Genomic DNA, 11,056 nt, shown 5'->3' on the forward strand with positions numbered 1-11,056 from the left:
TGTTGTCCTTTCAAGTGATGCCAGTTAATGCTGGCAGTCTACATTCTGGACTCTAAAAACAGCCGGATCTAAAAACAGGGGTCAGGCCACCGGGGGTGGATCCGTCTCACCCGGCGCCGTGGGTGGATCCGCCCCAAAACCGCATCGACGGAAGCGCTTCACACGCGATCAGCTCACCGGGTCCCAGCTGGTGCTGCGGCTTATTGGTGGCGTCGCGGTCGCGGTGTTCTTCCTGCTGCCGTACCTGGTGATGTTCTTTGGGTCGGTGAAGACGAAGAAGCAAATTCGCTCGGTGGATCCCACCTACCTGCCGACGGAATGGCACCTGGAGAACTATGCCCTGATGTGGAGCACGCCGGAGACTCCGCTGCCGATGAACCTTATCTCCACGATTGTGATCTCGGTTGGTGCAACCCTGCTCGTGCTGCTGGTTGCGCTTCCCGCCGCCTACTATACGGCCAGGGTGCGGTTCCCGATGCGGCTGGTGTTCCTGTTCCTGGTGATTATCACGCAGATGCTGCAGCCTGCTGTGCTCACCGCTGGCCTGTTCCGCGAGTTCGCTTTCCTCGGCATCAACAACACCTGGCTGTCAATGATCCTCGTGAACGCTGCTTTCAACCTGTCGTTTACGACATGGATTATGCACTCGTTCTTCTCGGCAATCCCGAAAGAGATTGATGAGGCCGCTCAAGTTGATGGTGCGAGCCAGTGGACCACGCTGCTAAGGATTAATCTGCCGCTCGCCTGGCCGGGCATTGTCACCGCCACAATCTTCGCGTTTGTTGCCTGCTGGAACGAGTTCGCGGCTTCGCTCGTGCTGCTCAACTCCGCTGAGCTACAACCGCTATCGGTTGCGCTAACCAAGTTCGTTGGCCAGTACGAAACCAGCTGGCACTATGTGTTTGGCGTATCGGTTGTGTCCGTGCTGCCGGTTGTGATCCTGTTTATGCTGATCGAGAAGCGCCTGATTGGCGGTCTCACCGCTGGCGCGGTGAAGTAGCTGCGGAACGGTTTTCTGCTCTGTTATTCGCCCCTTGCATTTTCTCGCTTTCGGGTCTAATCTTACGAGGTATAGGCTAATACTCACTTCACCAGAGTTTTAATCCACGGACTTCAAAGGAGAAAACAATGCGCACTAAGCTACCATCAAGGGTTTCCGTACTGTTAGCGTGACAACAGGCATGGCCGTGGGCGCTGCCGCTATCACGCTGCTGCTCACCGGTTGCAGCGAAACGCTCGCTGCTGAGGATCAGGTATTTGTGACAAATGATGCCGAGGGCACCGCTGAGCGGATCCGCAAGGAGAGGGGTGACGACAAAGTCCAGCTCTACAGCTTTGACGATCACTTTGACCCAGACATGACGCTCGCACCCAAGCGACACGGTATTCAAGTGATTGTGTTGCAGTGTGAGCTCACTGAAGACGGAGTCTTCAGGTTCGGCACCCTGGATACTTCCATCATCGATGAGCTGGTAGATTCTTGGTCAGATTTCGACGATCAGGATTTTGTTGACCGGGTGGAGCACCTGATCCCTGACTGCAAGTCGGTTCTGGACAACGAGTAGCTGCGGCCAGGGGCCAGCATCACCCCAGCGGCACCTGCAGCGCTGGCACAGCGAAGGGCTGGGAATGTGGTTCACATTCCCAGCCCTTTTGCGCGGTGGGGGCGGATCCGCTTAAGCCACCGCTGTTTAGATTATCCCGAGGGCGTGGACCGCGTCGCGCTCTGCTTGCAGTTCCGCGACGGATGCCGCGATTAGCTGCTCTGTTTCGGCGGACAGTTCCAGGTCTCGCACAATCTCCCAGCTGCCGTTTTGGCATCTGACCGGGAATGATGACACGAGTCCCGCGGGCACACCGTAGGAGCCGTCGGAGACAACCGACATTGATACCCAGTCGTCTGCGGGAGTTCCCTGCACCCAGTCACGGACGTGGTTAATTGTCGCGTTTGCCGCTGAGGCAGCCGATGAGGCGCCCCGAGCCGCAATAATTGCTGCGCCGCGGGTTGCCACGGTTGGCCTGAACTCCTCTCGCACCCACTGCTCGCTGACCAGCTCGGTTGCTGGTTTGCCCGCAACGGTTGCGAAGCTGAGGTCTGGCACCTGTGTGTCTGAGTGGTTGCCCCAGATGGTCAACTGCTTAATCTCGCCAGCGCCGACACCGGTTTTGGTTGCGAGCTGTGAGATCGCGCGGTCGTGATCGAGCCTGGTTAGCGCGGTGATGTTGCGCGGATCCACCCCAGCAGCCACCTGCAGCACAGTGAGCGCGTTGGTGTTTGCCGGGTTGCCGGTGACCGTCACCTTCACGTTCGGGTTTGCGGCGGCAGCGAGTGCGCGCCCCTGGCCCGCGAAGATTGCCGCGTTGGCTGCGAGCAGGTCAGCGCGGGTTTCGCCCGCACCGCGCGGTTTCGCGCCGACCAGCAGGGCGTGGTCCGCCCCCGCAAATGCCTCTTCCGCGTTAGCGCTCCAGGTGACCTCACGCAGCAGCGGGAATGCACAGTCGGCGAGCTCCATGGCGACGCCAGCAACCCGGTCGAGCGCCTGCGGCACCTCAAGGATGCTCAGCTCAACCGGCACGTCTTTGCCGAACACGTCACCGTTCGCGATCCTGAACAGCAGCGCGTAACCGATCTGGCCGGCACCCCCGGTAACCGCGACGCGCATTAGAACGCTGCCAGTCCGGTGAGTGCGCGACCGATAACCAGCGCGTGCACCTCGTCTGTACCCTCGTAGGTGCGCACCGACTCCAGGTTTGCCATGTGGCGCATTACCGGGTAGTCGCTGGTGATACCGTCACCGCCGAGCAGCGCACGGCAGGTTGAGGCGATCTTAATTGCCTCGCGCACGTTGTTGAGCTTGCCAACGCTGATCTGGTTGTGGTGGAGTTTGCCCGCGTCCTTCAGGGTTCCCAGGTAGTGCGCGAGCAGCAGGCCCTTCTCGTACTCGACGAAGCAGTCAGCGAGTTTACCCTGCACAAGCTGCTTAGCACCGATTGGCTCACCGAAGGTTTCACGGGTTGTGACGCGGTCAACAGCCACCTCAAGACAGTTGCGGGCTGCGCCCATAACACCCCAGGCGATGCCGTAGCGGGCCTCGTTGAGGCACTTGAACGGAGCAGAGAGTCCCTGGCCGCCAGGCATTACAGCGTCCGCTGGCAGGCGCACATCGGTCAGCTCAATCTCGGTTTGCAGGCTGGCGCGCATCGACAGCTTGTTCTCAATAGCGGTTGCTTTGTAGCCCGGTGTGTCAGTTGGCACAACAAAGCCGCGAACAACACCCTCTTCGTCCTTCGCCCAGATCACTGCAACGTTTGCAATTGTGCCGAGGCCGATCCAACGCTTTTTACCGTTGATAACCCACTCGTCTCCGTCGCGGCGGGCGGTTGTGATCATGGTGTTTGGATCGGATCCACCCTGCGGCTCAGTCAGCCCGAAGCAGCCGATCAGCTCGCCACGACCCATGCCCGGCAGCCAGGTCTGTTTCTGCTCCTCAGAACCGAACTTGTGGATCGCGCCCATCGCGAGCGAGCCCTGCACGCTGAGCATTGTGCGGAAGCCCGAGTCAACCGCCTCGAACTCCATCGCAACCAGGCCGTAAGCAACCGATGAGGCACCGGCGAGGCCATAGCCGTCCATGTACATGCCGAAGAAGCCTGCGGCACCAACCTCAGGAACCAGCTCAACCGGGAGGCGGCGATCCTCGAAGTCGCGTTCAATAATTGGCTTGATCTTGGTCTGCGCAAACTCGCGCGCCTTCAGCTGCCACTCCCGCTCCTCAGGGGTTACCAGTGTTGAAATATCAAAGAGGTCATCAATGGTTGTCATTTTTCTTCTTTCTTTTTGGTAGCGGATCGACTCTGCTAAACATCTTTCTCAGCTGCGGCGCCAGCCCCGGCGGCCTCGCCAGCCCCGGCGGCGTCGAACCAGGTTGCCCCCTGGTGTTCGGCGAGCGCGGGCGGCGCGGTTGTGTAGTTAACCGGCGTTGCAGAGAAACTGATCGGGTTCGCAATTGTGCGAACGCTCACCGTGGAGCCGTCTGGCGCGGTCGCCGGTGTTGTCGCAACCGGGTTGAGACCGAGCTCGGCGGCCAATTCAATCGCCTGCGAAATGTTGTTAACCCTGCCCGCCGGAATCTGCAGCCGCTGGCACTCCGCAACCCAGTGTGCGGCGCTCTCTCGCCGCAGCTGCTCTTCGAGGATTGTTTTCAATTCTGCGCGGTTTGCTACCCGGCTCGGGTTGTCTTTGAAGCGCGGATCCGCTGCGATCTCTGCCACGCCGAGCAGCTCACAGAGCTTGGTGAACTGGATGTCGGTGCCAACCGCGAGCGCGATGGTCTGATCCGCCGCCTGGAATGTCTCGTAGGGTGAGATGGACGGGTGGGCGTTGCCGAGACGGGTTGGAGAAACCCCTGTTTCGAGGGTTGAGGATGCCTGGTTTGCGAGCGCGGAAAGCAGCGAACCGAGCAGCGAAACCTTGATGTGCTGGCCGCGGCCGCTCATCGGGTGGCCCGCGGTGTCGCGCGCACGCAGCGCCGCCTGGATCCCGATAACGCTGTTCAGACCGGTGATAATGTCTACCAGCGCAACACCAACCTTGGTGGCCTCGCCGTCACTGTCACCGGTGATGCTCATCAAACCGCCAACCGCCTGCACGAGCAGGTCGTAGCCCGGCAGCGCGGCACCCGCGGCGTCGCCGAAACCGGAGATTGAGGCGTAAACCAGACCCGGATTGTCTCTGCTTAGAGTTTCATAGTCGAGCCCGAACTTCGCCATTGTGCCCGGTTTGAAGTTCTCAATCACCACGTCCGCGGTGAGCGCGAGCTCGCGGGCGGTCGCAAGATCATCGGGGTTTCGCAGGTCGAGCGCAACAGAGCGCTTCCCGCGGTTGGTTGAAGCGAAATAGGTGCTCTGACCGGCTGCGTTTTGCGGCGGCGACCACTGTCTTGTGCCGTCACCCTCGGGGCTTTCGATTTTAATCACGTCAGCGCCAAAATCCGCCAGCAGCATTGTCGCGTAGGGGCCGGCTAAAACTCGCGAGAAGTCGGCGACCTTAATACCTGAGAGCGCGCCGGGGGCAAGCTGGTTTGCCGGATCCGTGCTGGGCAGACTACTGTTTAGCGGGTTCTGTTGGGTGGTCACCTATCTAAGCTCCTTTGCGGCTTTCTTACTATCTATTCTGCCACCTTTTAGCTTTTACTGCAGCAGAAACTGCGCACTCGCGGCGGAACGAATCTCACCGAGCTGCACCCACAGGTGGTATGCCGCGCCCTCGGCGATCACGGGCTGCCGTGAGCTGTCGCAGGTTTCGGGGTCAGAGAATGTGCGATCCCACTCCAGAGCGGCGGTTTTCAGTGGCTTTTCCGGCTTTAATAAAACGTTTCTGTGGTCGCCCTGTTTTTGGCAGTCGGTGGATCGCCAGACCGTCTCGGTGCCGGTCTGCACCTCAAACACCATCTGCGACGTCCCAAGATCCAGGTAGCAATCCGCCTCACCGGTGTTTTCAATGGAGAGCTGCAGTTTCGGGTTGTCGGCAGGACCGTAGCTCTCGGCGTCGGTAATCGGCGTCAGCACAATGTCCCCGGCGCCGCACTTGGGAATATCCCCAGCTCCGGCGTTCTTGTTGGTGTTTGTTTCTGCAACATCGGCTGGCAGTTCAACCGCGCTGTTGTCTGCCTCTCCGGAGTTTGAGACGGTCGAGAAGTACATCAGCCCACCGCCGAGCACGAGCGCCCCCGCGCCGATCGCGATGAGGATCCCCCGCTTCTTCGGTTTAATCTTCATCGCCCAGCCTCTCATCTCGCGCCCGCTCCGCATTTTCCCGGGTGGATCCCGCCACCGCCGCCGGGGCTGCTCCTGCCGCCGCCGGGGCTGACCCAGCCGCCGCAGGCCGCAGCGTCTTCAGCATTCGGGTGTTGCCGAGCGTGTTGGGTTTAACGTGCGCGAGATCAAGCATCTCGGCAATACCCTCGTCGGGTGAGCGCAGCAGCTCAGCGTAAACATCTGCGGCAACAACCGGAGCAGCGTCTGGCAGGATCCGCCACCCATGCCGCCTAAAGAACTCAACCTCGAAGGTTAACGACACCAGCTGTGACAGCCCGAGCCTGAGCGCGTGCTGTTCCAGCGCCGTGAGCAGCCGGTGGCCGACACCCTTGCCGCGCACCCGATCTATCACGCCGAGCGTGCGTACCTCCCCCATGTGCTCCCACATCACGTGCAGGGCGCCATAACCAACGATCTCGCCGTCGATTTCGGCGACGATGAACTGCTGCACCGACTCGTACAGCACAACCATTTCTTTACCGAGCAGAATATTCTGGTCAACGAGCGGCTGCATCAGCTGGGCGATCTTGCGCATGTCGCTAACGGTCGCGGGGCGGCACAAAACGTCAGGGGTCACAGCGGTTCCGCTCTACAGTTCAAATCCGTAAAGGTTCGGTTCGGGTGTTAAAAGCACGCCGAACTCGGTTTGCACGAGGTTGATCACGTAGCGTGCCAGCTCCGCGACATCGGCGGCGGTTGCCCCGCCCCGGTTGGTGATCGCGAGGGTGTGCTTGCTGGAGATTGCCGCGCCGGATCCGCCAAGCCGCAGACCCTTTCTAACCCCGGCGTGCTCGATCAGCCACGCCGCACTGAGTTTGATGCGGGGTTCTGTGCGCTGCGCTCCCGGGGTTGGGAGGGCGATCTCGACACCGTTGTATAGCTCCTCGAAGGTTGTGACGGTGTCTCGTGCCGGATCCGGATCAACCGGGAACTGTGGCGCATCGAAGGGCAGCGTCCTTGCAAACTTTGCCGAAACGATCGGGTTGGTGAAGAATGATCCGCTGCTCCAGCTGTCGTGGTCTGCCGGGTTAAGCACCATCCCCTTCTCGGCGCGCACACTCAGCACGGTGTTGCGCACCCGCTGCAAAGGAACCCTCGCCCCGAGTTTCACGTCAAGCGCCGCCGCCAGTTGGGCGTACGCGATCGGCTGACCGAGCAGCTCCGATTTTACCTGTTTTTCTGGGGCGGATCCGCTCAGCTCCGCCGCAGCTTGCCCACCATCTGCGGGGGTGCCGTGCTGCAACACCAGGTCGATTGCGAGCACAACCGCCTCGTAACCGTGTTTGAAGATGGAGTCGCGGTAGCTAAGCTCAAGCTCTGCCGCGGCGAGTTCGCGGACGCTGTCACTGTCGCGCTCATAGACTGTGATCGAGTGCAGCACCTGCGAGAGTTCCCCGCCGTATGCGCCAATGTTTTGCACCGGCGCGGCGCCCGCGAGGCCCGGGATACCGGAGAGCATCTCAATACCGGAGTAGCCGTTTTCTACGGTCCAGGCGACCAGTTCATCCCAGTCTTGCCCGGCCTCGGCACGCACCCGCACAGAACCCGCAGGCAGTGTTTCGTCGGCGATTATTTCGATGCCACTGTTTCGCACCAGCAGCACGGTGCCGGGGAATCCCTCGTCACAGACGACCGTGTTTGAGCCGCCGCCGAGCAGCAGCCACGGTTCGTCTGTCTCCCACAGTTCCCGCGCGTGATCCGCCAGCTGGGTTGCTGACTCTGCGATGAGGAAACGCTCAGCGCCACCGCCAACGCGCATCGTGGTTAGCTGCGCGAGTTTGGTGTCGCTGCCGATCGCCGCTGTTTCCACCGGGATCGCGAGATCGCCTGGAATATCTACGGTGCCGGTCAGGTCCATTGCCGCCGGCCCCGCGCTCGGAATATCCTCCGGGTAGGCGCGATACTCCGGCTTACCCGCCTCATCGAAACTGTTTGACTGCTCACTCATATTTCAAACAACTAGCCCAAAATCTTACTTTTTAGTTGAACCGCACAACGGCCTGCGCTTTAGCGAGCACGGTTTTTTCGCCGTAGACGGTGTTGAGGTTGAAGGTTGCGCTGCGTGTTTCCTCATCAACACTGTGCACCACGGCGGTGACGGTGACTGTTGCGCCGGTTTGTGGATCCACAACCACCGGCCTGGTGAACCTCGCCTGCACGTCAACAACTAAGCCGTCGCTGCCAACCCAGTCGGCAATAACCGCGGTTGCCGCGCCCATCGTCAACATGCCGTGCGCGAGCACGCCGTCAAGCCCGGCCGCCTGCGCAACATCGTCACGGTAGTGGATCGGGTTGAAATCCCCCGACGCCCCCGCGTACCGCACAAGCGAGTCTCGGGTTAGCACGTACTCGCGTTCGGCGACGGTTTGCCCCTTTTCGAGGACCGCCCCAAGCTCACTAAAGTCTCTGCCGGATGCTGTAACCATCTATGCCTCACCTCGCACAACCAGGGTTGATGTCGCTGTCACAACGTGCTCACCCGCCGCGTCCATAATCTCGCTCGCCGCGGTCACCATTGAGTTGCCGCCGAGCTGCTTCACCGCTGTCACTGTCATGGTCGCGGTCAGTTCGTCGCCCGCAACGATCGGGCGGGAGTAGCTGAACCGCTGATCGCCGTGCACAACACGGCTGAAATCAACGCCCGCAGTGTCGTCAGCGAGCAGCTGCTGCAGGGTGTGCTCCTGGATCACAACGGCAAAGGTCGGGGGTGCGACCAGGTCCGGGTAGCCCGCTGCCTGCGCCGCTGCAACATCGTGGTTTAGCGGGTTCTCGCTGCGAACCGCCCGCGCAAACTCGCGCACCTTCTCTCTGCCGACCAAGTACGGTGTGGTTTGCGGGTAGCTTTTACCCTCGACTGCTTGATTTACCATGTCTCAAGTCTACGCGGCTTTTTTAACAAATTGCTCTAAAACACTTGTGATTTGGTGTTCTATCAGCCGTAAAAGTTATGCTTATAGGTATGGCTAAAATCAAGAAAGTTCTGATCGCTAACCGTGGTGAAATTGCGGTGCGAATTATCCGCGCCGCAAGCGACAGCGGCATCGCCTCAGTGGCTGTTTACGCTGATCAGGATCGCAATGCGATGCACGCGCGCCTCGCTGACGAGGCTTACGCGCTCAACGGCACAACCAGCGCCGACACTTACCTGGTTGTCTCCAAGATTCTTGACATTGCTCGCCGCAGCGGTGCTGACGCGGTCCACCCGGGTTACGGCTTTCTCGCCGAGAACGCCGATTTTGCGCAGGCGGTGATTGACGCTGGCATGGTGTGGATCGGTCCAAGCCCCGAGGCGATTAACCTGCTCGGAGACAAGGTTTCTGCCCGTCACGTAGCTGAGAAGGTTGGTGCTCCGCTCGCGGCCGGCACCAGCGACCCGGTGAGCGGCGCCGACGAGGTGCTCGCGTTTGCGGACGAGGTTGGTCTGCCGATCGCGATTAAGGCGGCGTTCGGCGGCGGCGGCCGCGGCCTGAAGGTTGCATACAAGCGTGAGGAGGTTGCAGAGCTGTTCGACTCCGCAACCCGTGAGGCGATTGCCGCTTTCGGCCGTGGCGAGTGTTTCGTCGAGAAATATCTCGAAAAACCGCGTCACGTTGAGACGCAGTGTTTGGCGGACCAGCACGGCAATGTCGTGGTTGTTTCAACCCGCGACTGCTCACTGCAGCGCCGCCACCAGAAGCTTGTTGAGGAGGCTCCGGCGCCTTACCTCACTGATGACCAGATGGAGCGCCTCTACGAGTCCTCGAAGGCGATCCTCCGCGAGGTCGGCTATGTTGGTGCCGGCACCTGTGAGTTCCTGGTTGCGAAGGATGGCACGGTGTCGTTCCTGGAGGTTAACACCCGTCTGCAGGTTGAGCACCCGGTGTCTGAGGAGGTCACCGGCATTGACCTGGTGCGTGAGCAGTTCCGCATCGCCGAGGGTGGCGTGCTCGACTACGATGACCCTGTCACACAGGGCCACTCCTTTGAGTTCCGCCTGAACGGTGAGGATGCTGGCCGCGGCTTCCTGCCAGCCCCCGGCCTGATCACCAAGTTCCAGGCCGCAGCCGGCCCGGGTGTGCGCATTGACACCGGTGTTGGCGAGGGCGACGAGATCAGCGGCGCATTCGACTCGATGCTCGGCAAGCTGATCGTTACCGGATCCACCCGCGAAGAGGCGCTGGAGCGCTCACGCCGCGCGCTCGCAGAGTTCGAGGTTGAGGGTATGCCGACTGTTCTGCCGTTCCACCGCAAGGTTGTAAACGAGCCCGCATTTACCGCGGCTGACGGCAAGTTCGGCGTTTACACCCTGTGGATCGAGAACGAGTTTGTGAACGATATTGAGCCGTGGGAGGGTGATTCCCAAAGCCAGGTTGTTGAGCCGCGTCGTCAGAGCGTGGTTGTTGAGGTGGATGGTCGCCGCATCGAGGTAACAATGCCGACCACCCTGCTGCCGCTCGCTGACCAGCTGGTGACTCGCGGCCCTGCCCCGAAGCGGAAGCACTCCGGTAAAGCAGGCGGTGCATCAGGCAACTCGGTTACCGCGCCAATGCAGGCAACCGTTGTAAAGGTGCCGGTCACTGAGGGCGACAGCGTGAAAAAGGGTGACCTGGTTTGTGTGCTGGAGGCGATGAAGATGGAGCAGTCTATTTTCGCTCCGCACGACGGCACTGTCTCAGACATTGATGCCCCGATCGGGCAGACCGTGCCAAACGGTCATCTGCTCTTAAACATTATCCCTGACGAAGAATAGCGTGCTTGCCATTCCGCCCAATTGCGTGGTCGTGCTCTGTCCTGAGACAGACGATTGAACCTAAGCTGCTCTGATGCCCAGCTGATCGAGTCGTCTCGCAACTCCGAACGCATAAATCAGGTAGTCTGCTAGCTCCTCCGATCCAGCCTCATATGTGTGCCCTGAACAGCGGATCTCATCAGCAACCGTGTTAGTACCAAGCAGGTCGTCAACAAGCACGCCGCAGCCGTCGGCGATCAACACAAGCTCTAGCCTGGATGCCGCTCACTCGCACTGTTTCAATCCGATGAAGCATCGGTTGCAATAATTCGGTTTCGGCGGGCCAGGCCGCAATGTGTCATGCCCACTGCCTGACGCGCTTCGACGATCCGTTTGCGTACTTCAACATCTATGCTAGACCCCTGTCCCACCCTCCCAATAATTGGGACTGTCTCATTAAGTGTGTAACTAGCATCCCTGTTACCTCTAGTTTTTCTTTGCTTCCGGCCACCGGTCAGCAAACGTGATAGC

Annotated in this window: 12 protein-coding genes; 3 read left to right on the forward strand and 9 right to left on the reverse strand. The window is 60.4% G+C overall.

Features of this window, described 5'->3' with window-relative positions; translation table 11 throughout:
- Nucleotides 1-190 precede the first annotated feature (190 nt).
- Nucleotides 191-1,000 (forward strand): carbohydrate ABC transporter permease, encoded by an 810-nt coding sequence (locus EII30_RS08625; RefSeq protein WP_233569467.1) that lies wholly within the window; start codon nt 191-193, stop codon nt 998-1,000.
- Between the two features lie 169 nt (nt 1,001-1,169).
- Nucleotides 1,170-1,565 (forward strand): hypothetical protein, encoded by a 396-nt coding sequence (locus EII30_RS08630; RefSeq protein WP_124886939.1) that lies wholly within the window; start codon nt 1,170-1,172, stop codon nt 1,563-1,565.
- A 126-nt stretch (nt 1,566-1,691) separates the two neighbouring features.
- Here EII30_RS08630 and EII30_RS08635 read toward each other — a convergent pair whose 3' ends face one another.
- From EII30_RS08635 to EII30_RS08670, 8 genes are all read right to left on the reverse strand, one after another.
- A complete protein-coding gene (locus EII30_RS08635; protein WP_124886940.1) occupies nt 1,692-2,663 on the reverse strand; it encodes a malate dehydrogenase in 972 nt (323 codons plus the stop codon).
- Nucleotides 2,663-3,823 (reverse strand): acyl-CoA dehydrogenase family protein, encoded by a 1,161-nt coding sequence (locus EII30_RS08640; protein ID WP_124886941.1) that lies wholly within the window; start codon nt 3,821-3,823, stop codon nt 2,663-2,665. Before EII30_RS08640 ends, EII30_RS08635 begins: the two co-directional genes overlap by 1 nt.
- 35 nt (nt 3,824-3,858) lie before the next feature.
- On the reverse strand, nt 3,859-5,103 hold the full coding sequence (locus tag EII30_RS08645) for a CaiB/BaiF CoA-transferase family protein (RefSeq protein WP_124886947.1): 1,245 nt from the start codon (nt 5,101-5,103) through the stop codon (nt 3,859-3,861).
- 87 nt (nt 5,104-5,190) lie between these two features.
- A complete protein-coding gene (locus EII30_RS08650; RefSeq protein WP_124886942.1) occupies nt 5,191-5,778 on the reverse strand; it encodes a hypothetical protein in 588 nt (195 codons plus the stop codon).
- Nucleotides 5,768-6,394, reverse strand: a complete 627-nt coding sequence (locus EII30_RS08655) for an amino-acid N-acetyltransferase (RefSeq protein WP_370267086.1) — start codon at nt 6,392-6,394, stop codon at nt 5,768-5,770. Before EII30_RS08655 ends, EII30_RS08650 begins: the two co-directional genes overlap by 11 nt.
- 12 nt (nt 6,395-6,406) lie before the next feature.
- The gene (locus EII30_RS08660; protein WP_255409828.1) at nt 6,407-7,765 is read right to left on the reverse strand and encodes a UDP-N-acetylmuramate dehydrogenase; all 1,359 of its coding nucleotides are present in this window, start codon (nt 7,763-7,765) and stop codon (nt 6,407-6,409) included.
- A gap of 31 nt (nt 7,766-7,796) precedes the next feature.
- A complete protein-coding gene (locus EII30_RS08665; protein ID WP_124886943.1) occupies nt 7,797-8,243 on the reverse strand; it encodes a MaoC/PaaZ C-terminal domain-containing protein in 447 nt (148 codons plus the stop codon).
- On the reverse strand, nt 8,244-8,687 hold the full coding sequence (locus EII30_RS08670) for a MaoC family dehydratase N-terminal domain-containing protein (protein ID WP_124886944.1): 444 nt from the start codon (nt 8,685-8,687) through the stop codon (nt 8,244-8,246). It abuts the gene before it with no gap.
- Nucleotides 8,688-8,776: 89 nt separating this feature from the next.
- Here EII30_RS08670 and EII30_RS08675 point away from each other — a divergent pair, with 89 nt between their 5' ends.
- On the forward strand, nt 8,777-10,546 hold the full coding sequence (locus EII30_RS08675; protein WP_124886945.1) for a biotin carboxylase N-terminal domain-containing protein: 1,770 nt from the start codon (nt 8,777-8,779) through the stop codon (nt 10,544-10,546).
- Nucleotides 10,547-10,606: 60 nt separating this feature from the next.
- On the opposite strand, the gene EII30_RS09005 is transcribed toward EII30_RS08675, so the two are convergent.
- Nucleotides 10,607-10,789 carry a hypothetical protein gene (locus EII30_RS09005; RefSeq protein ID WP_199731604.1) on the reverse strand — a complete coding sequence of 61 codons (183 nt, stop codon included), beginning with the start codon at nt 10,787-10,789 and terminating at the stop codon, nt 10,607-10,609.
- Nucleotides 10,790-11,056: the final 267 nt, after the last annotated feature.

This window comes from Leucobacter sp. OH1287, assembly GCF_003859945.1.
Lineage (GTDB): Bacteria > Actinomycetota > Actinomycetes > Actinomycetales > Microbacteriaceae > Canibacter.